Below are 22,061 nucleotides of genomic sequence, written 5' to 3'. Positions count from 1 at the left end.
CGCGCGGTCACAATGATCGCGTTCATCCGGCTTTATGCTCTCAAACTCTGCCGGCGGGCGTGAAGCCCTCGGCGGTTCCCACTCCCTCCTCCCGCCGGGTTCACGCCGACGAGGAAGCATTCTCCTCAAGCGTGGCCGACTTCGTATTGGCCACGACCAAATTGACGCCAGCATCTTCGAGCATCCGGACGTGCCTGTCCTCGATGCCCGAATCCGTGATCACCGTGGCGATGCGCTTCAGCCCGCAGAGAATGAGGCTGGAGCGTTTGTGAAATTTCGACGAGTCGATCAGAACGACGAGTTCGTCGGCCTGGTCGATCAGCTTCTGCTCCGCCTGGATCAGCAGCGGGTCGCCCTCCATCAAACCGAGCGGACCGAGCCCTTGGGCCCCCATGAACATGCGGCGCGCATAGAAATTGCGCGTCACGTCATTATCAAAGGGACTGAGGATGATGTTCTGCTCGCGGTAGATCGTGCCGCCCGAGAGCATTACCGTGTTCTTCGAATGCTTGAGCAGATGCTCGGCAATCGGAAACGAGTTGGTGAAGACCTGCATGCGGCGGTTGGCCAGGAAATGCACCATCTGGAACGTGGTGGTGCCGCCATTGATGATGATCGGCTCGCCATCCTGACAGAGCGCCACCGCCTCCTTGGCAATCGCCTGCTTCTGGCGGGCATGCAGGCCTTCGTTGACGCTGAACGGGCGGCCGGCAAGGCCGACGAATTGCGGTGGATTGATGGCTTCAGCGCCGCCACGCACCCGGCGCAGCCGCTTCTGCACATGCAGCGCCGCGATATCCCTGCGGATCGTCGCCTCGGAACTATCGGTCAAATCCACCAGTTCAGGCACGGTGATGACCGGCTTGTCCTGGACAGCTGACAGAATAATCCTATGTCGCTCTTTCTCGTGCATTCGGCTCCTCCAATAGTGTCCATGCTTCCATCACAATCGCGCATTGTCAATCACAATCAGTCATATTTTTTCATTGTGCAATGCAATATGATTGTTTTTGATCGTTTATGATTGACATCCGGCCGATCTTTGTGTGATCTGATCGTAACGAATGCGCTCTTTGTCCCGCAAAATCTACCGGGCCTGCGCAGAATTGACCGGGAGGAAATGCAGATGCTCGACAAGCAACAAGGCTCGCGCCTTGCCAATCTCTGGGACGACGCCAAGGCCGCCGCAATGAGCGAGCCGGAGCGGCTTTTGTACCGCTCCAACCTTCTCGGCTCAGACAAGCGGATCACCAATTACGGCGGCGGCAACACCTCTGCCAAGGTCATGGAAAAAGACCCGCTCGGCGGCGGCACGGTCGAGGTTCTCTGGGTCAAGGGCTCCGGCGGCGATGTCGGCACGATCAAGATGGACGGCTTCTCCACGCTCTATATGGAAAAGCTCGAAGCGCTGAAGGGCCTGTATCGCGGCCTCGAGCATGAAGACGAGATGGTCGGCTACCTGCCGCATTGCACCTTCAACCTCAACCCGCGCGCAGCCTCGATCGATACACCATTGCACGCCTATGTGCCGAAGAAGCATGTCGACCACATGCATCCGGACGCAATCATCGCGATTGCTGCCTCCAAGAACAGCCGCGAGCTGACCCAAAAAATCTTCGGCGACGATATCGGCTGGCTGCCCTGGAAGCGCCCCGGTTTCGAGCTTGGCCTCTGGCTTTCAAAATTCTGCTCCGAGAACCCGAATGCGCGCGGTCTGATCCTCGAGAGCCACGGGCTCTTTACCTGGGGCGATACCGCCAAGGAAGCGTACGAGACCACCGTCGAGATCATCAACAAGGCGATTGCCTGGTTCGAGACGGAAAACACCGCTCCGGCCTTCGGCGGCGCAGTCAAGCCCGTACTTCCGGCAGCCGAACGCCGCGCCGTCGCGCAAAAACTGATGCCGGTCATTCGCGGCATGATCAGCGCCGACGAACGCAAGCTCGGCCATTTCGACGACAGCCAGGCCGTGCTCGATTTCGTCACCTCCAAGAATCTGGCGCCGCTGGCAGCGCTCGGCACCTCCTGCCCCGACCATTTCCTGCGCACCAAAATCTGCCCGCTGGTGATCGATTTCGATCCGGCCAACCCCGACATCGACAAGACGCTGGCCGGTCTCGAAGCCGCCATTGCGGAATACCGCGCCGGTTATGCCGCCTATTACGCGCGTTGCAAGCGCGACAACAGCCCGGCCATGCGCGATCCGAATGCCGTCGTCTATCTCATTCCCGGCGTCGGCATGATCACCTTTGCCAAGGACAAGGCAACCGCCCGCATTTCCGGCGAATTCTACGTCAACGCCATCAATGTCATGCGCGGCGCATCCGGCGTCTCGACCTATGTCGGCCTGCCGGAACAGGAAGCCTTCGATATCGAATACTGGCTGCTTGAGGAAGCCAAGCTCCAGCGCATGCCCAAGCCGAAGATGCTGGCAGGCAAGATCGCGCTCGTTACCGGCGGCGCCGGCGGCATCGGCAAGGCAACCGCCCACCGCCTGATGCAGGAAGGCGCCTGTGTCGTTCTTGCCGATATCGATGAGGGGGCACTTGCCTCGGCATTGACCGAACTCGGCGGCCGCTACGGCAAGGATTTCGTTCGCGCCGTCACGATGAACGTTACCGACGAAGCCGCTGTTGCAAAGAGCTTTGCCGACACGCTGCTGGAATTCGGCGGTCTCGATATTCTCGTTTCCAATGCCGGTCTCGCCTCCTCCGCTGCGATCGAAGACACGACGCTGGCGCTGTGGAACAAGAACATGGATATTCTTGCGACCGGATATTTCCTGGTGTCGCGCGAAGCCTTCCGCATCTTCCGCAACCAGAAGGCCGGCGGCAACGTCGTCTTCGTCGCCTCCAAGAACGGCCTTGCCGCCTCGCCGGGCGCGGCGGCCTATTGCACGGCCAAGGCGGCCGAAATCCATCTTGCCCGCTGCCTGGCGCTTGAAGGCGCATCCGCGCAAATTCGCGTCAATGTCGTCAATCCGGATGCCGTTTTGCGCGGCTCGAAAATCTGGTCCGGCGAATGGAAGGAACAGCGCGCCGCCGTCTACAAGACGGATATGGAAGGGCTGGAAGCAATGTATCGCGACCGCTCGATGCTGAAGCTCAGCGTCTTCCCGGAAGACATTGCCGAGGCGATCTACTTCCTCGCCTCCGACATGTCGGCCAAATCGACCGGCAACATCATCAATGTCGACGCGGGCAACGCCCAGTCGTTCACGCGCTGATCCGGAGAATGGCATGACACAGATGATCAACAGGGACGTCATCGACGCCGACAATGCTGCGCGCATTGCCGATCTGACGGCAGATTACGACCATCTCGGCACGCAGCTGGCGCGCCGGGGCATCGATATCGGCGCCATCAAAGCGAAAGTATCGGCTTACGGAGTTGCCGTCCCGTCCTGGGGCGTCGGCACCGGCGGCACCCGCTTTGCCCGCTTTCCCGGCACCGGCGAGCCACGCAACATCTTCGACAAGATCGAGGATTGCGCGGTTATCCAGCAGCTGACCAAGGCAACGCCGACGGTCTCTTTGCATATTCCCTGGGACAAGGTCGATGACCTTAAGGAACTGAAGGAAAAGGGCAACGCGCTGGGTCTCGGCTTTGACGCGATGAACTCCAATACCTTTTCCGACGCGGCCGATCAGGCCCATTCCTATAAGTTCGGCTCACTCAGCCATACCGATGCAGCGACCCGTCAGCAGGCTGTCGATCACAATCTGGAATGCATCGAGATCGGCAAGGCGCTCGGTTCCAGGGCGCTGACGGTCTGGGTCGGCGACGGCTCGAATTTTCCCGGCCAGAGCAATTTCACCAAAAGCTTCGAGCGCTACCTCGAGGCAATGAAGGCGATCTACAAGGGGCTGCCTGATGATTGGAAGATCTTCTCCGAACACAAGATGTTCGAGCCGGCCTTCTATTCGACCGTCGTTCAGGACTGGGGCACCAACTATCTGATCGCCCAGGAACTCGGCCCCAAGGCGTATTGCCTGGTCGACCTCGGCCACCATGCGCCGAACGTCAATATCGAGATGATCGTCGCCCGGCTGATCCAGTTCAAGAAGCTCGGCGGCTTTCATTTCAACGATTCGAAATATGGCGACGACGATCTGGATACGGGCTCGATCGATCCCTACCGCCTGTTCCTCGTCTTCAACGAACTGGTCGATGCCGAAGCGCGCAAGGCCGAAGGCTTTGCGCCGATGCATATGCTCGACCAGAGCCACAATGTCACCGACCCGATCGAAAGCCTGATGAACTCGGCGACCGAAGTCAGCCGCGCCTATGCGCAGGCGCTGCTCGTCGATCGCAAGGCGCTGGAAGGCTATCAGGACGGCAATGATGCGCTGATGGCAACCGAAACGCTAAAGGCAGCGTTCCGAACCCATGTCGAGCCTATTCTGGCCATGTCCCGTTTCGAGGCTGGCGGCGCCATTTCTCCGGTCGCTGCCTACCGGGCGAGTGGCTACCGCGCCAAGGTTTCGCGCGAACGGCCGGCGGCAAAGAGCGGCGGTGGCGGCATCGTCTGAGAATCATTCATTGTTCAGAAAGGCCCGCTCCCGCGGGCCTTTTTCTGTTTCAGGGCAGGCGTTTCATGCTTTTTGCGCTGAAAAGGCTTTGTCGTTACCCGTTCCGGCCTTTTTGCTGCAAAAAAGCGCGCAGGATCGCATTTCCCCACTAACGCAAAGCACTTTTCGCTCTATCTTGCTTCTTGCGGATACAACGGAAAGGAACCATCCATGGGTATCGAGAGCATTGTTGTCTTTCTTATTGTCGGCGCCATTGCCGGCTGGCTTGCAGGCCTGATCGTTTCCGGCTTCGGCTTCGGCCTGATCGGTAATATCGTCGTCGGCATTATCGGCGCCTTCATCGCCGGCGTCTTGTTTCCCTATCTCGGCGTCAGCATCGGCAGCGGCATTCTTGCCGCCATTATCCATTCGACGATTGGCGCCGTCATCCTTCTCGTGCTCATCCGTGTCGTCAAGCAAGCTTGACGCGCCCTACAGCGCCGCGCGTCATTCATGACGCGCAAAGGTCGCTGTAGCACTTTAAATCTTCTGCATAATTTTCCCTTAAATCGGGTCCGATTTATGGAATTATGCAGTAACATCGTGCCGGTTTGCCCCCGGGCAACCGGCACACCCAGCTTTCTGGAGACATCATGTCCGACCTCTACGATCCGCGGATCGAACAAGCCATTCAATCCTTCATTTCCGATCATCCCGGCATGCACACGCGCGACCAGGCGATCGCGGCGATCCTGATCAACTGGTTCACCAACCATGGTTATCTGCCGCATGATCAGGAAGGCACGCGCCCGGAAAATCTTGACGCGTCGAACGACGACTGAAAGGATCGCCGGATTGCCTGACGACATACGCCGGGCGCAATGCGATCAGAAAAGTCATGTGCACAAAATGAGCCTTTCTTCCGTCAAGACCTTCTTTGCCGAACACGCTCCCGATATTTCCGTTATCGAACTTGAGCAGAGCACCGCGACCGTGGCGCTCGCAGCGGAAGGACATGGGGTCGAACCGGCGCAGATTGCCAAGACCCTCGCCCTGCGGGTCGCCGACGAGGTGATCCTGATCGTCACGCGCGGCGATGCCCGCCTGGACAACAAGAAATACAAGGCCCGCTTCGCAACAAAGGCACGCATGCTGGGGTTCGACGAAGTCGAGGATGAGACCGGCCATCCCGTCGGCGGCGTCTGCCCCTTCGGCCTTGCAAGGCCGCACAAGGTCTATTGCGACATTTCGCTCAAGGCTTTCGATGAGGTCGTTCCGGCGGCCGGCGCGCCGCATGCGGCGGTGCGGATCAACCCCGACAGGATGGCCAAACTCGCCTCTGCGGAGTGGATCGACGTCTCCGAGAGCTAGAGCGCCGCGCCTTTCGTGACGCGCAAAGGCCGCTGGCCAGCAGTCAGCCTGCCTTCGAATGAACACAAATGTTTCCTTGAAGTTAACGCCTGGAACCGGCATTCCTTCGCCCTGCAGTCACTGTTTGCCGATCCCGCTTTCCGGCATGGCGCCAATTTTTCTGGCGTGACGAAGGAGTTGAATACGCAATGAACAGGCTTGTTTGTTTGCCACTGCTGGCCGCAGCCATTGCGGCGCCGGCGGCAGCCATGGATCAATCGCTGGTCAGGCAATTCGAAAAGCTCGATCCGCAGACCCGCCTGGAGCAGCGATGCGACACCGAGGCGATGTGGAAGATCAGCGCCGACCAGACATCGTTCAAGCCCGACAAGGTGATCGCCTACACATTCGCCGACCCGATCGTCGATGCAGACAATCTGAAGGCGCCCGGTGCGGTGTTTCGCAGCAAGGGCGAATGGTACAAGCTGAAATACAAATGCAGCACCGGACCGGACCATATCCAGATCCTGTCGTTCAACTACAAGATCGGCGATCTCATCCCGCATGACGAGTGGGACGCGCACTATCTCTACCCGTGAACCACGACGCCGGTTTTTCGCGTCCTCTACAGAACGATAAACAGGACCATGGCCGAGCCCAGCGAAAGGGCCGCCATGATGTTCAGAAGTGTCTTCATGATGTGATCCGTCATGCCGAGCATCCTTTGCTCCGCAGACAAACGGGAGAGCCCATGGCTTCCGGCCTGCGGTGATCTTCGCGCGCCTGGCAACACCGTTGCCAATGACGCCTAATCTCCTGTCGCACAACGGATCGGCGCAGACTTTGATCCATCCGAACAGGTGATTTCGCTCAAATTTGCGCCATAAACCTTAAAATAGCGTCACGTCGGCCCGGGCCGCAGCGTGTATATGTTAACCATGAGACCGCGCCGCGACGCGGATCTGCGGCGATCATTCCGAATACGCGATGTTTAAAAAATCGGCGGGTTCAATCACCCGCAGGGATCAGCGCGGAAATCGTTCCAACGCGCAAGATCGGCGCCCGCATGGCGCAACTGCAACCGTAACTGCGGCTACAGGAATTCTCAGACCGGACGGTATGATCAGGACTTTGGCTTCTGTTCCTCGCGGACCGCCTCGTCGTGATACCAGCTGCTGTAATCAACCGTGAGTGCCTGCTTCGGCCGAAAATCTGCGACCGTGGCCGGCTGCTCGAAGCGGCGGCCGCCCAATTTCCGCCCACCGGCGGGGAACTCATAAATCTTGGCCGTATCGGCCGGAGACATCATTGCCATAGTGCCTTTTCCTGTGCTCACAGACCTCAACGGTGCTGCTTGCGGTCACCTTAGCAGACTTGCGTGGGTTTTGCGCGGATTGATTAAAAAAAAATCAATCCGCCTAAAAAATAGGCTATTTTTTAGGCATCGCGTTTTCCGCTGGGTTTTTGAGATAAATTTTGTGCGTGTGCACTCAGGTCAAATTGTCGCAAGTTCTGCGTACTTTTTGCGCAAGAGGTCCCGTTCTTCTCGAAAACGGCAAGAAATCTGAGCCTAAATCACGGAAAGCAGATCAAAAAAGCTCAATTTTGCCAGTGACTTCACCGCCGCTCACAATATCGGCGTTTCTGCCCCGCCGCTGGTCGCCGTGCACCCTACAGAGGCAAAACCGCGCTAAAAATCACTTCCGGCCCAAAACTGGCATGGCCCGTGCATATAGGTTGTCAGCCGTTGGCGGCGCAGCATGACTGAAACGATCCGGGTGCTGTGCATCATCAACCCATGAGAGGTTAGAAATGACGAAATTTAAGCTCGAGTATATCTGGCTCGACGGATATACACCGGTCCCGAACCTTCGCGGCAAGACCCAGATCAAGGAATTTGACGCATTTCCGGCGCTGGAGCAGCTGCCGCTCTGGGGCTTCGATGGTTCCTCGACCATGCAGGCCGAAGGCCGCAGCTCGGATTGCGTCTTGAAGCCGGTTGCGATCTATCCGGATCCGGCCCGCACCAATGGCGCGCTGGTCATGTGCGAAGTGATGATGCCCGATGGCGTTACCCCGCACGCCTCCAACAGCCGCGCCACCATCCTTGACGACGAAGGCACATGGTTCGGCTTCGAGCAGGAATATTTCTTCTACAAGAATGGCCGCCCGCTCGGCTTCCCGGAAACCGGCTACCCGGCTCCGCAGGGTCCGTACTACACCGGCGTCGGCTATTCGAGCGTCGGCGATATCGCCCGCACGATCGTCGAAGAGCATCTCGACCTCTGCCTGGCAGCCGGCATCAACCATGAAGGCATCAATGCCGAAGTGGCCAAGGGCCAGTGGGAATTCCAGATCTTCGGCAAGGGCTCCAAGCGCGCCGCCGACGAAATCTGGATGGCCCGCTACCTCTTGCAGCGCCTGACGGAAAAGTATGGCATCGACATCGAATTCCATTGCAAGCCACTTGGCGACACCGACTGGAACGGCTCGGGCATGCACGCCAACTTCTCGACCAAGTACATGCGCGAAGTCGGCGGCAAGGAATATTTCGAAGCGCTGATGGCGGCTTTCGAAAAGAACCTGATGGACCACATCGCCGTCTACGGCCCGGACAACGACAAGCGCCTGACCGGCAAGCACGAAACGGCACCGTGGAACAAGTTCTCCTACGGCGTTGCTGACCGCGGTGCGTCGATCCGCGTTCCGCACTCCTTCGTCAACAACGGTTACAAGGGTTACCTGGAAGACCGCCGCCCGAACTCGCAGGGCTGCCCCTACCAGATCGCTTCTCAGATCCTGAAGACCATTGYCGAAGTTCCGACGGCTGGCAGCGTTTCCGCAGCGGCCTAAGCTTAGAGCCCTTTCGATACGAATGTTCATGGCGCTGCCCTCCAAGGCCAGCGCCATGACTGTATCTGGTGGCCGATTGTTTGCAGACGGCCCGGGACGACGGCAACCAGTCAGCCGGCCAAGGCCGGCATGCCATTGTCTCAGATACGATAGGCAAATTCCCGCACTGGTATTCCCCTCGCGCCATAACTAAGTGTACGGCTTATACCAAGTCTCGATGATAGAGACCGACAGGACAGGCTCGATCGGATTTTCTGGCTAAGAGAGGTCCGCGGAGCGATGCCCATGCATCGGTCAAGGACCTCGACGCCGCCAGAAAGGCCGAGAAGCCTGGCGAAGATGGCCCACGGGTCTCTATCATCAAGACTTGGTATTAGAGCGCCGAAGACCATGACGGGGTGTATCCATGCAAGTTCCATCCAGCGCCACTTCCAGCCTGCTCCACGACAGCGCCGACGTCCCAACGAGCGACAGCGGCTCTATTGTCGACTGGCTGATGACCGAGACGCGCGACGAGCGCTTCATCGACAATATCTTCGTCGACATGTGCGAAAGGCTCAACCAGGCGGGTATACCGGTCTCCCGTGGCACGCTTCACTTCCGTATCCTTCATCCGCAATGGCTGGGTGCCCGGATCCTGTGGCGGCGGGGTTTGAAAGAGGCTGATATCCAGACCTTCGGGTATGATGTCGAAGATTCCGCCCGATATCGCAACAGCCCGGTAAACGATCTCCACAGCGGCGCAAACGTGGTTCGGCAACGTCTCGAACCTGCCGCCGCCGGGCCCTATCCGCTCTATGACGAGCTGCGTGCCGAAGGGCATACCGATTACATTGCCTGGCCGCTGAAGCACACATTGGGCAAACACCACATCATCACCTTTGCGAGCGACAGGCCCGGCGGGTTCAGCGATGACGACGTCGCAGCACTCGCCGATCTGCTGCCGGCCTTTGCGCTGGTCAGCGAAATCCGCCTGAAGAACCGCCTCGCCCGGACGCTGCTCGAAACCTATGTCGGCCCGCATGCCAGCGAGCAGATTCTCGCCGGCGCCACGACGCGCGGCAGCGGGGTTACCGTCGGTGCCGCCATCCTGATCTGCGACCTGCGCGACTTTACCGGCATTTCAGACATGTGGCCGCGCGATGATGTCATCGAACTGCTGAACGGCTATTTCGATGCCATGGCCGAACCGATCGAGAGGCATGGCGGCGAAATCCTGAAGTTCATGGGCGACGGGCTTCTGGCGATTTTCCCGCTGAGCAAGGACAATGCCTGCCGGTGTCTTCTCAGCGCCATCCGCGAGGCGCAAGCCGCCATGGCGGCCCTGAACGAAGAGAACCTGAAAAAGGGCCACAAGGCCCTCGGTTACGGCATCGGCGTCCACGTGGGCGATGTGATGTACGGTAATATCGGTTCCAGCAGCCGCCTCGACTTCACCGTCATCGGCCCGACCGTCAACATCGCCTCGCGGCTCGAGAGCCTGACCAAGGAGATCAAGCGCCCGGTCCTGTTGTCACGGGCGTTCGTGGAATTGGCCGGATGCGAGGCAAAACTGGAAAATCTCGGCTCCCATCTGTTAAGGGGCCTGAGCGAGCCGATCGACGTCTTCGGGTTTTGAGAGAACAGAAGGCGCCTATCTGTTCAGATAAGCGGAACCCGCGGCCATTGGATTGACGATGGTCGAGAGAGTGCCGCCAACGTTCAACGGCTGGAATGAAGCCACCCGGGGAGCCGGAATGGTCAACTTGCCAACGCAAACATACAGCAGAAACGAGCCGATCTGATAGGGAAAGATCACATCGATTTCGGCAAAGGCGCGCACGAACAGCAGGGCGGAAATACCGAACAGCACCAGCGGCTCGGAGCTCTCACGCTCGCTCAGCACCCTTTTCAGGTGGCCGGAAAGGCCGGCCAGCAGAAGTCCGGTCAGGAGAAACAGCCCGATCCCGCCGGTCTCCACCATCGTCTCGATAAACGTGTTGTGGAAATGAAAACCGCTGCGTGAGCCGATGAAGAACTCTTCCCACAGCCGTTCCGGTTCGGAAAACCCCTGCACCCAATAGGCCTGATAGCCGACGCCGATCACCGGCGATGCCATCGCGGCCTCGATGCCCTGCTGCCAGAGATAGGTTCGCCCGGTCAGGGTCGAATCCTTGCCGAAGACACCGAGAATACTATCGATTGCGCCGCCATAGACGGCCCCGATCACGGCGATGACGCCGAAGACTGCGGCGGCGGCGAACAGCAGCTTGCGGTTTTTGGGCGGCAACAGCGAAAATATCCGCATGCCGATGGTGAGGCCGATGACGGCGGCCGTGGTCAGCACCGACGTCGCCGACTGGGACGCATGCAGGCAATAGGCCGCAAGAATGCCCACCACACCGCAAACGGCAAGCCAGAGCCCGCGCTGGCCAAGGATGACAACGGCTGCAAAACTGAAGACCACGGCCAGCGACGCATAGAAGCCAAGCTGGTTCTTGGAGGCAAACGCACCGACGAAGCTGACGGTCCCATCCAGCGGGTCGAAGTGGTAGACGCCGAACAGCAGGGAATAGAGCAGCACGACGCCTGCCCCGGCGATCGAGCCCAGCGCCAGCGTTTTGATGTCGAGAACCCGCATGGCAATCAGCGCGCAGATGACATGGGAAAGATACTGCACGCCGGCTCTTGCGGTCGTGCCGGGAGCTGCCGACCAGAATACCGAGAGGCAGGCAAAGATCACAAAGGCAAAGATCCAGCCATACCTGACGTAGTTTCCCAGGACCCGGCGATAGTCAACCAGGACCAGAGGCAGCCAGACGGCATAATAAAGCAGGATCGAAACCTGGCCGAAACGTCCGGAATAGGCGAAGACGAAATAGGAGACCACGAGGGCGAAAACCCCGTAGAGGAGGTTTTCGCCCGGCGTTACCAGACTGGCCTTGGCGATCTTCATCCGCACCACCTCATTGCGTGTTGAGCGTGGGTTCGACCTTCACGACATCGCCGGGCTGCACGGGTGTTCCTTCGTCCGCCGCGATCCTGGTAGACTTTCCATCCTTCTGGCGGATGATGGAATAGCTGATATCGACGCTTTGGCCCGGCTTCGGCGTCTGCGCGGCATCGGCCGATTGTACCAGCGCCTCCGTCATCAGGCCGCGGCTGGTGATCAGCTTCAGGGAAAGCGTATCCAGCTCGGCTTCGGTATTCTGCAGTTCCTGGGCAAGCTGCGCATCCCAGTCGTTGCGCAGGTTGGTTTCGTCCTGGCTGGCCTTGCTGACATCCTGCTTTGCCTTCAGCGAGGCGGTATCGATATCGAGCAGGGCAGCCTGAAGATCGGCCACACGCTGTTCGATGGCAAGCTTGCGGGCACTGAGGGCCAGCCCCTTTTCCGCCAGAACATCGACGCGCCCCTTGTCTTCGACAACGAGCTCCAGTTGCCGGGTCTGCGTGACGGATTTCTTGCCGAGCGCTTCGATTTCGTTTTGCAGAAGCGCCTTGAGTTCGGCCAGCGCGGTCAACTGCAGCTTCTGCCGCTTGTCGCGCGAAACCATCAGGGCCTTCTCGCTTTCGAGAAGGTCCGCGGCATCCGCGGCCCCCTTCAACTCGGCGGGCACGGCAATGTCTTTACTCTCGGCGATCTCGGCCTGCAACCGGGCGCGGCGAACCAGAAGCCGGTTCCGCTCGCTGACCTGCACCGACGAGTCTCCCTGCGCGTTGATGAAATCACGCGCAAACCGCTGGCCGTTTTCGGCCCGGCGCAAGCCTCCCCCCAGGCTGACGGCTTTCAGGACCGTCATCTCGGGTGCGAAGGGATATTCGCCGGGCGACTGGATTTCACCAGCCAGATAGATCGGCCTGTACTGGGCAAGCTCGACGGAGGCGGACGGACGATCGGGCAAGCCGAATAGCTTCTGCAATTGCAGGCCGACTTCGTCGGCAATTTCCGCGGTGGTCTTGCCGGATGCCGGCACAGTGCCGAGAAAAGGCAGGGAAATGCCGCCGGAAGCGCCGACCGTGTAGTCGCCACTGATGGCAGACCAGTCACGGACGGTTCCCTCAGCCGTCTGCCATTCCGCGACGCGTATTTTCAGCTTGTCCATGGCGCCGAGCGTATAGTCACCGGCAATAACCACATGGATGCCTGTGACGCTGATGGCGATAGCCAGCGCGGAAACGCGCACAGCACCCCGAACTTGCTGTCCAAGGGCTGGAAGTCCTTTGTAAAGACTTCTTTTCATACAAATTCCTCACTTAACAACAAAGCCGATCCCGGCGTTACGACGGAAGCGGCATATCCACGCTGGTGACTGTGATCAGTAACTGCCCCGGGACAGGCAGACAGCAGGAATTGTCTTGGCAACGATGACCACATCGCGCAGCAACGACCAGTTGGTCACATAATGCGTATCGAAGGCGATACGCGCGGCATAGGAGACGTCGTTACGGCCACTCACCTGCCAAAGCCCGGTCAGACCGGGGCGTGACTTCAGATAGAAGACGGCAGAATGCTCATAAAGCTCGAGTTCGTCCTCCACGACGGGACGTGGACCGACGACACTCATTTCACCACGGATGATGTTGAGCAGCTGCGGCAGTTCGTCGAGGCTCAGTTTGCGCAGGACATTGCCGACGGCAGTGACGCGCGGATCGTCCTGAAGCTTGCGGGTCGCCTGCCATTCCTCGTAGGCCTTCGGATTTTTACGCAGATGATCCTGCAATATCCTGTCGGCGTCCGGCGCCATCGTCCGGAACTTGAGGCAATGAAAGAAGCGGCCATTGTGGCCGACACGGCGATGTCCATAAAACACCTTGCCGCCATCGGAGAACTTCACCAGCGCCATGAGCAACAGAAAGAGCGGGCTGAAGAAGAGGAGCGCCAATGACGCGGCGAAGATATCGAAACCCCTTTTTGATATTCCCCCTATCGGCCGGTGTCCCCCGGCTTCGATGTTCGTAAAATACGGCGAGCTTGCCGATTGCGTCGCAGACTTCATGGGAGAAAACTCCATTCGGGTTGGCGATTGGTCGGGTCCCCTGAGGGCACTGGGTGTCAATTACATATGAGAGTGTAGAGGGAGATTTTGATTTTTAAAGGCAGCCTTCGCCTCAATGCGGCTGTCCAGGGCAACTGCAGCCAAGATCAAAGTTACGGACACATTTTCAATTGCGTCCACACGCCGCCAATGGGCGATCATATCAAATGCAAATCTCCATAATTTTGAATTCTTCTTGATAACCACAAGTTAATATTGGCATTTAAACCATTTCTTGACCTGAGCCTCTTTAGTTTGATATTTAAAAAAGCTTACTTTTCGAAGTGAAATACGCAACCTGTTTTCTGTTTGGTAAAAATATTGCAATGCAGCATTCTTTTTGCATTGCACCCTCTTTTATTCAATCTCGCTAAATTTGTAACAAAAGTTGATTGCAAAACGGGACTTCTTCACCACCAGAGGATAGAACGTCCACGAATGCCCCCTCAGGTTGCGCACCATAAGGCGTTGCATCTCGAAATGTGGCCGAACCCTGTCGCCCGCTGTTGTGGCCTCTCAATCCGGTGCCTTGAGGCCAAATTCCCGCGGCATTTCACCAAAAATGTTACGATTTCTGCGGAATCGATAGATGTTTTTAAATGGAGGCTAAGAATTCACGCGGTAAATGACCTAAATGTAATGAAGCAGAGTGCTTCCGCGCGATTGAAACCGCAATGCATGTTCGATATGTTAATAATCGCCTAAGAGGATAAGGTGGATTTTTCAATGATGTCTGCAAATCAAGACATAATATTGAGGACGCTCTGATGTTTGCACCGCGTGTTTTCATCAGCATGATCGGGGCGCTCAGCATTTTTGCCATCGTGACCTTCATCCTGACAGGTTCTGCGTGGACGACGGCCTGGCAGACTCTGGTCTGCGCGGTGCTTGTACAGGCCGGATACTTCATTGCAGTACTGGTTTTGGTGGCAAAGGAAGGCAGAGACCGCCGCAGCGCCGCGCAACGCCAGTCGCCGGTGTCGACATCGGCCAGTGACGACAAGGAGCCAAAGACGCTTCGTGTGCCGAACAATCCCGGCCATTTAAATTCCTGAGAAGCGCCTGAACCGCCTCCCCCTTTTTGGCCTCCCGCCGCCCTCTTTTCTTGCTCGAATACACCTTCAGCTGTTCGCATCTGCAATATCGCGCCTTGCCGCCTGTCCAAAGCCGACCTAGGTTCGGCGCGACAGTGATGAAGGAATGCGATCATGAAACCGAATGCTGACGTCTGCGTCATTATCGCCGCGAAAAACGCGGCCGAAACGATTGGGCGTGCCATCATCTCGGCACTGAAAGAACCTGAAACGGCAGAAGTCGTTGTCGTTGACGATGGATCGAGTGACCGCACCGCCGAGGTTTCCCGAATGGCTGATGATGGCACCGGGCGGCTTACCGTTGCCCGGTTCGGGGTCAACAGGGGACCGGCAGCAGCCCGCAACCATGCCATTTCGATATCGAAAGCGCCGGTGCTGGCGATCCTCGATGCGGATGATTTCTTCTTTCCTGGACGGCTGAACAACCTTTTGTCGCAAACGGATTGGGATTTCATCGCCGACAACGTCGCCTTTGTCGATGAGGAGACGGCTGAGGATGCGCATCTGGCGCTTGAGAGCTTCCCGGCAGCGCCCCGTATCCTCGACCTTGGCGAATTCATCGAGGGCAATATTTCCAAGCGCGGCGTCCGGCGCGGAGAGATCGGATTTCTGAAACCCCTGATGCGGCGCGATTTTCTGAATGCCCACCAGCTCCGCTACCAGGAAAGCCTGCGGCTGGGCGAGGATTACGATCTTTACGCCCGCGCGCTGACCAAAGGCGCCCGCTACAAGATCATCCATAGCGCCGGCTACGGCGCCGTTGTTCGCGGTGATTCACTCAGCAGCAGTCACCGCACGATCGACCTGAAGCGGCTCTATGAGGCCGACCGGGCAATTCTTGCCGAGAGCGATCTTCCGCCCCAGGCAAGGGTGCTGATCGCCCGGCATGAACACCACATTCGGGGCCGGTACGAGCTCAGGGAATTCCTCGACATCAAGCGCAAGTCCGGCTCGAAAGCCGCGCTCCTTCATGCGCTTGGCAAGCCATTCGCCATTCCGGCGATCGCCGGTGGGATCCTCGCCGACAAGACGGAACGTTTTCGCCGGCAGCCGGATGCGGCGCCGGTGGCGCTGGGCGGATCGGGGGGAGTGCGCTATCTCCTGCAGCCGCCATCAACTGCCTCGTAAGGCAGGCTTGATGGCGGACGGAAAGTGGCTGCGACCTAAAGCGCGCCGCGATTTTTCAGATTCGCTTGTCGCGCTTTAGGTCTTTGATTTTACGCATGTCGTTATCGCAAAACTGCTGCACACTTTTGCGCGACATGCTTTAGAAATAGTCGCGGCGCACGCCTGCGATGACGTCGAGAAAGCGCTCTTTGCGCTCCGCCAGGGCATGGTCGGCGCTCAGTTGCTGCGTGGCGCGTGCCGCCTGCCAGAGGGACAGGGCCGAGGGGGCAGCCAGCAATTGCTTGGCAGCAACCCGCAATGAGGTCTGCTTGGGAGCACGGGCCGCGACCATGACGCTTTCGTCGATCTGGCGCTTGTTCGGGTCATCAAGCGCCGGCTGATGCGCATCGAAATCGACGCCCCAGAACCGCGCGCCCTTGGCGATGGCTTCCGCCCTGGTGGAAACGGGAACATGGCGCGGGCGGTAGGTGACGCCAACGGTCTGGGCCCAATCGTTCCACTTGAAACTGTTGATGCTGTTGGAGGTCGACACCGCCACCCACGGCACGCGGAAAGCGTCGGCGAGGATGGCGCCATGCATCGATTCCGCAACGATCATTTCCGACTGGGCGATCTTGCGAATGACATCCTTCGCGTCGCCGCGCGGATCGATATAATGCAGGCCGACGGTCTGGCAGACAACCGGCCATATGCCGGCAATCGCCGATTCCCAATGCGGCACGAAGCTCTTCTTGTACTTCTTGGGCAGGTCTTTGAACTCGGGCATTTCGGCGACCATGACCGCTGGATCGATGATGCCGAGCTTGGGGTCCACCCCCACCTTCTGCGCCGTCAAAGGTCCGCGGACACAGCGAATATCCCATTCCCGGCTGCCGCTCATATCGGGCAAGGTGCCGTAACCAAAACCGCTGCCGAGCACCAGCTTATGCCGGCCTTCCGGCAGGAGCGCGCGGTTCAGCACCGTGCCGACCCCGACGAGAAGGGTTTCTGGATGAACGTCGCGAAATCCCGGGATCAGGAAATCCCAGAGCCAAAGATTGAGGTCGTCGCCGAAATTTCCGTGTGCGGATTCCCAGTAATAAGGGTCCATGACTGTCTCCTTCATGCATTGCGCAAGGAAAGGCTGGCGCGTGACATGCAATGGCAATCACGCGTGTGAATGGGCGCGGCAAAAAATGCTGCACCTGCGAAGGCTACCGTGATAACTTGCCGACGGCAAGCTGAAGCGCGCTTTGTAGCAGCTTCGGATCACGCCAGACCCAACGGGCAAGCAGATTGAGCTGCGGCATCTTTCGCCGCTTGATCAGTCGGGCCTGGCTCCAGAGCGCCTGCCGGCGCGCGGTATGCTTGTAGGAATGGATGGAAGCGATTTCCGCCGGCTTGCGGGAAAAGCGCCCTTCCAATGTGTCGAGCGCAACCCAGGTGTTGAACTGCTGCGACAGGAACTGCGGAGAATCGCTATCGATGCTGTGGAAGATGTTGATCCCCTCGCCCCGCACAGCGCCCGGCTCATTGCACAGGATGATGCGCTCGGCTGCAATGGCGCAATCGCAAAAGAACAGCACGTCTTCTGCCGCCAGCCGAAGCTCGGCTTCGAAACGAACGGTCTCGATCAGTTTTCGTCCGATCACCATGCACGACAGGTGCAGGAAGCTCCAGTTGCGCAGCATGACCTGCGAAAACTCGGGCACTTCCAGAACCAGCGGTTTCTCGGAAAGCCGCGCGACCTTTTCGGTCTTTTCCAGTTCGGCCATGTCGAAATGATAGTAGAAGGCATCGCCGCCGGTAATCGATGCCCAGTAGCAATCGGCCCCGAAGCGGGTCATCGCCTCCTGTGCATTCTGCAGATGGTCATGTGTCCACAGATCGTCGGAATCGAGGAAGGCGACAAAATCCGTTTGCGCCGTGACATTGTTAAGGCCGGTATTGCGCGCACCGCCCGGACCGGCATTCGGCTGCTTGACGACGCGGATGCGCGCCCGCTGCTCGAGGCTCAGGGTTTCAAGATCGGTTTCGATCGGGAACGGCGACTGGTCATCGACGATGATGACATCGAAATCCTGGTAGGTCTGGGCGAAAACGGAGCCCAGGGCCCGCTGCAGAATCCCAGCCTGTTTCTGGTAGTACGGAATAACAACTGTAAACTTCGCCATCTTTTTGCCCCTGCGGTTTTCCTAGAAGGTGCTTCCTGGTTCCTCCCATCAGGTTGCGGCTGCGTGTCTAGCGCGTCTCCTCTGCCCTTGATCCTCCCCATCGCCACACAGGATTTACGCCATGCCTCCTACAGTTAACGTCAAATCCGTCACGAGCAATGTCGGCTGGAGCATTTTATCCAAGACAAGTACATTCGGGCTTAAGTTTGTCACGGTGCCGATTTTGGCCCGTATCCTCACCCCGCAGGAGTTCGGCGCCGTCGCCGTGGCGCTCACCGTGGTGCAGTTTCTGGCGATGATCGGCGGGGCCGGATTGACCTCGGCACTGGTGATCCAGCGCGAGGAGGAGATGGAAACGGTCCACTCCGTCTTCTGGGCAAATCTTGCGATTTCCTGCCTCATGGCCCTTGGCCTGTTCATCTGGGCGGACTTCTTTGCAGCCCTTCTGGGCGCCCCTGAGGCCGCCTACCTGTTGAAAATCATGAGTTTCCTCATTCCGATCCAGCTCGGGGGCGACGTTGCCTATTCGCTGCTCGCAAGGCGGATGAATTTCAGCAAGGACGCCGTCTGGAGCATGATTTCCGAATCGCTCGGCGCCATCGTCGCCGTCGTGCTGGCGCTTTTCGGATGGGGTGTCTGGGCGCTGATGGCACAGCTTTTCGTCTCGGCGCTGGTGCGTCTCAGCGGCCTCTATGCCGTGTCGCATTATATGCCGCGCTTCGTCTTCCGCCCCAGCCGGGTTCTGGGACTGAGCCGCTTCAGCCTGGGCATGATGGGCTCGGAAGTCGCCAACTTCATCACCTTTCAGTCACCGATGGTGATCATTTCGCGCTATCTCGGCCTTGCCGATGCCGGCGCCTATTCGGCCGCCAACCGCTTTGCCAGCATTCCCAACCAGGTCGTGCTTTCCGCTGTCATGGGCGTTCTCTTCCCGGCTTTCAGCGGCATGATGGATGACAAGGAACGCCGTTCACAGGCGCTGATGTTCAGCACGCAGGTGACGACGGTGCTCCTGGCGCCGATGATGTTCGGCCTCTGGGCTCTGGCCGAACCGGCCATGCGCGTCCTGTTCGGTCCGCAATGGGCCTATGCCTGGCCGGTGCTGGGATTGCTGGCGTTGTCCAAGGGTATCCTCACCCCCTGCAGCACCTTCATTCCCTATCTCAAGGGTGTGGGACATGGCCGGGCGCTGTTCTGGTCGGCGATCATTCGCGCGGTCGTAACCTGCGCCGCCGTTGCCTATGGCGCGAGCACGGGTACGCTGATCGACGCGATGATCTGGCTGTGCATCGTCAACGCCGTGACGCTGATCGGCTACTCCTGGGCGGTCTTTAGGGCGGACGGAACGCCGTTCTTCAAGGGTCTGTATATCAGCAGCCGCCCGATGCTGATGGCCCTGGTGATGGCGCTTACGGTTCGCTATCTGCTTCAGACTTTCGGTTTTCTGGTTCCGAACCCGATCCTGCAGATCATCGCCGGCGCCGCCATCGGCGGCCTGATCTATGTCCTGTTCGTGCTTCTGTCGGAGCGCCCGCTGCTGGCGAAAATCCATCAGCTCGTCAAAAACAGGCGGGCTTGAGGCAAGGGGAAAAACACCTTGGCGGGAATTAGTCTGAGATATACCGCAATGGTTGCGATCGCGCCTTATTTCGGAACATCCACGCGGACACTCGACGAAGTTTACGAACCTAGACGTGTAGAATTGCGCATTTCCGAAACTTATTTTTACGTCCGGCAACCCCTGAAAAGGCATTTACGTGATCATATTCTGATATTCCGCAACACCCTATCCCCACGCATTTTTCCAAGCTTCCAGGCAGACCCCCGGCGTTTTTCGCGGCCGATTTTTGTTCGCCAAAACCGCGTGCATCGCAGCATCAACGTGATTTTTTCTGCTGCAACGCCATATTTTTCGAGACGCACTGCCCTATCTTCGAGATGCAGGTTCAAGTCTGCTCTGGTTGAAACGCCGCTTCGGGGGGAGTGGCCCAACAGGGGATGCCGCCTTGGTTATCGACGCGAATATATCATCGCGGATCAATCTGATGCGCATCGTGCTCATCTCGGGAATTGTCTTCGTACACGTTCCCTTTGATCCGCAGACCAGCCCTTTCCTCGGTGCCAATGGCTTCATCGACTGGGTCAGGGTCTTTCTCGGCGACAGCCTTTTCAGGGTTGGCGTGCCATGCCTGAGCGCGATTTCCGGCTACCTCATGTTTCGCCGCGGGCTTGATGCCTTCGACTACGGCAAGACGATCCGCTCCAAGGCGCGCACGGTTCTTTTGCCGTTCCTGATCTGGAATTTGTCCTTTCTGGCGCTCGTTCTGCTCGGGCAGAAAAGCGGTATCGGCTTTGGCTATCTCCCCGATGCGATCAATGCGGGCCCACGCGAATTGGCGACGCTCGCTTTTGCGGTCGAGGGCCTGCCGATCAACGTCCCGCTCTATTTCCTGCGGGACCTGCTTTTGTGCATCGCTCTTGCGCCGGTCCTTGGCATCCTGATCAAGCGCTACCCGCTGACAACCCTTGCGATCTTTTTCGTCTATGCCGTACTGCCAGTCCCGAACGGCATCTTCCTGAAGAAATCGATCCTGTTCGGCTTCAGCTGCGGCATCTATGCGAGCCTTCATCAGGTCAATATCCGGTCGCTCGACCGTCATGCTGCAGTGATATCCACGCTGTTTCTGGCGGCGGCGGCCATCCTGGCGACTGGCCTCTATTGGACTGGGCCTGACTATCCGGTGTGGATCGACATGCTGCGCAGCCTGACGGCAATCTGCGGCATTGCCGGCTCCTGGGCAATCTCTGCGATCCTGATCCGCCCACGCCTCGGCCAGCGCCTTTCGCAGTCGGAAGGCCTGAGCTTCTGGATATTCTGTGCCCATTACCCCTTGCTCGTTGCGTTTTGGATGCTCTGGAACCGCGCGGCGCATCCAGGCCTCTATCCGCTGTTCTATTTCTCGACACCCGTCCTCGCCCTCCTCATTCTGGCCGCTTCGCACAATGCCGCAAAGCGCCTGACACCCAAGCTGCACGCCGTTTTGACCGGCAGCCGCGCGGGCCGTTCCGCAACAAAACGCATGCCGGAAAACAGGTCGAGCCGGGAGAGCTGGGCCACCTGCCCCTATTCCCCAAAGGAGAAAGCGACACGATGACCCAATCAATCTCAAGACTGCTTCTCGTCCTCTCTGCGTTTTCTGCCGCCATTCCGGCGCCGGCCTTTGCGCAAGGCGCAAAAGCCGGCACCTCCTTCGTCGAGAATTTCGACAGGATCGACAGCAAGATCTGGTACGTTTCGGACGGCTGGGACAACGGCGCGCATCAGAACTGCACCTGGTCGAAAGATCAGGCCGCGGTTGAAAACGGCGTGCTTGAGCTGACCTTCGAGCAGCGCAAGGCCGGCAAGCGCGACTATGCCTGCGGCGAGATCCAGACCCGCAAACGCTTTGGCTACGGCACTTATGAGGCGCGCATCAAGACGGCCGATGGCTCCGGCCTGAACTCCGCCTTCTTCACCTATATCGGACCGACCGACAAGAAGCCGCATGACGAGATCGATTTCGAGGTGCTCGGCAAGGATCCCGGCAAGGTTCAGGTCAACCAGTACATTTCGGCGAAGGGCGGCAACGAGAAACTGGTCGATATCGAGGGCGGCGCCAATACCGATTTCAACAACTACGCCTTCGTCTGGGAAAAGGACCGGCTGCGCTACTACCTCAACGGCGCTCTGGTGCAGGAGGTTACCGATCCCCAGAAGATTCCGGTCAATGACCAGAAAATCTTCTTCAGCCTCTGGGGTACCGACACCCTGAGCGATTGGATGGGCAAGTTCGACTATCAGGGTCCGGCAAAAATGCAGATCGACCGCGTCGCCTTCACGGCACCTGGCGAAAAATGCCAGTTCCCCGAGTCCATTGTTTGCACTCTCGACTAAAGATTGTTCGCATATGCAACGGA

The 22,061-nt window shown here is 58.5% G+C and carries 20 protein-coding genes; 13 read left to right on the top strand and 7 right to left on the bottom strand.

Going from position 1 to position 22,061, the window contains the following annotated elements:
- Positions 1-100: 100 nt before the first annotated feature.
- Positions 101-913 (bottom strand): DeoR/GlpR family DNA-binding transcription regulator, encoded by an 813-nt coding sequence (locus tag AC1D17_RS12485; RefSeq protein WP_477565723.1) that lies wholly within the window; start codon positions 911-913, stop codon positions 101-103.
- 213 nt (positions 914-1,126) lie between these two features.
- On the opposite strand from AC1D17_RS12485, the gene AC1D17_RS12480 reads away from it, so the two are divergent.
- The 6 genes from AC1D17_RS12480 (at position 1,127) to AC1D17_RS12455 (ending at position 6,460) form a co-directional block, all read left to right on the top strand.
- A complete protein-coding gene (locus AC1D17_RS12480) occupies positions 1,127-3,226 on the top strand; it encodes a bifunctional rhamnulose-1-phosphate aldolase/short-chain dehydrogenase (protein ID WP_477565722.1) in 2,100 nt (699 codons plus the stop codon).
- 13 nt (positions 3,227-3,239) lie between these two features.
- On the top strand, positions 3,240-4,532 hold the full coding sequence (gene rhaI, locus AC1D17_RS12475) for an L-rhamnose catabolism isomerase (RefSeq protein WP_477565721.1): 1,293 nt from the start codon (positions 3,240-3,242) through the stop codon (positions 4,530-4,532).
- 210 nt (positions 4,533-4,742) lie between these two features.
- Positions 4,743-4,997: a GlsB/YeaQ/YmgE family stress response membrane protein gene (locus AC1D17_RS12470; RefSeq protein WP_477565720.1), complete on the top strand. Its 255-nt coding sequence runs from the start codon at positions 4,743-4,745 to the stop codon at positions 4,995-4,997.
- A 167-nt stretch (positions 4,998-5,164) separates the two neighbouring features.
- Positions 5,165-5,353: a hypothetical protein gene (locus AC1D17_RS12465; RefSeq protein ID WP_477565719.1), complete on the top strand. Its 189-nt coding sequence runs from the start codon at positions 5,165-5,167 to the stop codon at positions 5,351-5,353.
- Positions 5,354-5,420: 67 nt separating this feature from the next.
- Positions 5,421-5,882: a YbaK/EbsC family protein gene (locus tag AC1D17_RS12460; protein ID WP_477565718.1), complete on the top strand. Its 462-nt coding sequence runs from the start codon at positions 5,421-5,423 to the stop codon at positions 5,880-5,882.
- Between the two features lie 188 nt (positions 5,883-6,070).
- The gene (locus AC1D17_RS12455; protein WP_477565717.1) at positions 6,071-6,460 is read left to right on the top strand and encodes a DUF930 domain-containing protein; all 390 of its coding nucleotides are present in this window, start codon (positions 6,071-6,073) and stop codon (positions 6,458-6,460) included.
- A 524-nt stretch (positions 6,461-6,984) separates the two neighbouring features.
- On the opposite strand, the gene AC1D17_RS12450 is transcribed toward AC1D17_RS12455, so the two are convergent.
- Positions 6,985-7,176, bottom strand: coding sequence for a DUF2735 domain-containing protein (locus AC1D17_RS12450; RefSeq protein ID WP_477565716.1), 192 nt, complete (start codon positions 7,174-7,176; stop codon positions 6,985-6,987).
- Between the two features lie 497 nt (positions 7,177-7,673).
- On the opposite strand from AC1D17_RS12450, the gene AC1D17_RS12445 reads away from it, so the two are divergent.
- Both AC1D17_RS12445 and AC1D17_RS12440 read left to right on the top strand, forming a co-directional pair.
- The gene (locus AC1D17_RS12445) at positions 7,674-8,714 is read left to right on the top strand and encodes a glutamine synthetase beta-grasp domain-containing protein (protein WP_477565715.1); all 1,041 of its coding nucleotides are present in this window, start codon (positions 7,674-7,676) and stop codon (positions 8,712-8,714) included.
- 496 nt (positions 8,715-9,210) lie between these two features.
- Complete coding sequence (locus AC1D17_RS12440; RefSeq protein WP_477565840.1) at positions 9,211-10,332, top strand: adenylate/guanylate cyclase domain-containing protein; 1,122 nt, start codon at positions 9,211-9,213, stop codon at positions 10,330-10,332.
- Between the two features lie 15 nt (positions 10,333-10,347).
- Here AC1D17_RS12440 and AC1D17_RS12435 read toward each other — a convergent pair whose 3' ends face one another.
- From AC1D17_RS12435 to AC1D17_RS12425, 3 genes are all read right to left on the bottom strand, one after another.
- Positions 10,348-11,649 carry an O-antigen ligase family protein gene (locus AC1D17_RS12435; protein WP_477565714.1) on the bottom strand — a complete coding sequence of 434 codons (1,302 nt, stop codon included), beginning with the start codon at positions 11,647-11,649 and terminating at the stop codon, positions 10,348-10,350.
- 10 nt (positions 11,650-11,659) lie between these two features.
- Positions 11,660-12,934 carry a polysaccharide biosynthesis/export family protein gene (locus tag AC1D17_RS12430; RefSeq protein WP_477565713.1) on the bottom strand — a complete coding sequence of 425 codons (1,275 nt, stop codon included), beginning with the start codon at positions 12,932-12,934 and terminating at the stop codon, positions 11,660-11,662.
- A 75-nt stretch (positions 12,935-13,009) separates the two neighbouring features.
- Positions 13,010-13,690 (bottom strand): sugar transferase, encoded by a 681-nt coding sequence (locus AC1D17_RS12425; RefSeq protein WP_477565712.1) that lies wholly within the window; start codon positions 13,688-13,690, stop codon positions 13,010-13,012.
- Positions 13,691-14,496: 806 nt separating this feature from the next.
- Here AC1D17_RS12425 and exoX point away from each other — a divergent pair.
- Both exoX and AC1D17_RS12415 read left to right on the top strand, forming a co-directional pair.
- On the top strand, positions 14,497-14,784 hold the full coding sequence (gene exoX, locus AC1D17_RS12420) for an exopolysaccharide production repressor ExoX (RefSeq protein WP_477565711.1): 288 nt from the start codon (positions 14,497-14,499) through the stop codon (positions 14,782-14,784).
- Between the two features lie 153 nt (positions 14,785-14,937).
- Complete coding sequence (locus tag AC1D17_RS12415) at positions 14,938-15,951, top strand: glycosyltransferase family 2 protein (RefSeq protein ID WP_477565710.1); 1,014 nt, start codon at positions 14,938-14,940, stop codon at positions 15,949-15,951.
- 139 nt (positions 15,952-16,090) lie between these two features.
- On the opposite strand, the gene AC1D17_RS12410 is transcribed toward AC1D17_RS12415, so the two are convergent.
- Positions 16,091-17,041 carry a polysaccharide pyruvyl transferase family protein gene (locus tag AC1D17_RS12410; protein ID WP_477565709.1) on the bottom strand — a complete coding sequence of 317 codons (951 nt, stop codon included), beginning with the start codon at positions 17,039-17,041 and terminating at the stop codon, positions 16,091-16,093.
- A 103-nt stretch (positions 17,042-17,144) separates the two neighbouring features.
- Positions 17,145-18,104, bottom strand: coding sequence for a glycosyltransferase family 2 protein (locus AC1D17_RS12405; RefSeq protein ID WP_477565708.1), 960 nt, complete (start codon positions 18,102-18,104; stop codon positions 17,145-17,147).
- Between the two features lie 121 nt (positions 18,105-18,225).
- Here AC1D17_RS12405 and AC1D17_RS12400 point away from each other — a divergent pair, with 121 nt between their 5' ends.
- From AC1D17_RS12400 to exoK, 3 genes are all read left to right on the top strand, one after another.
- Entirely contained in the window at positions 18,226-19,683 is a 1,458-nt protein-coding gene (locus AC1D17_RS12400; protein WP_477565707.1) for a lipopolysaccharide biosynthesis protein, read from the top strand.
- Positions 19,684-20,149: 466 nt separating this feature from the next.
- Complete coding sequence (locus AC1D17_RS12395; RefSeq protein ID WP_477565706.1) at positions 20,150-21,259, top strand: acyltransferase family protein; 1,110 nt, start codon at positions 20,150-20,152, stop codon at positions 21,257-21,259.
- The gene (gene exoK, locus AC1D17_RS12390) at positions 21,256-22,038 is read left to right on the top strand and encodes an endo-1,3-1,4-beta-glycanase ExoK (protein ID WP_477565705.1); all 783 of its coding nucleotides are present in this window, start codon (positions 21,256-21,258) and stop codon (positions 22,036-22,038) included. Before AC1D17_RS12395 ends, exoK begins: the two co-directional genes overlap by 4 nt.
- Positions 22,039-22,061 lie beyond the last annotated feature (23 nt).

Source organism: Pararhizobium sp. P1_E7 (assembly GCF_056405855.1).
The sequence above is the reverse complement of the archived record's forward strand: the minus strand, read 5'-3'. Positions and strand labels throughout refer to the sequence as shown.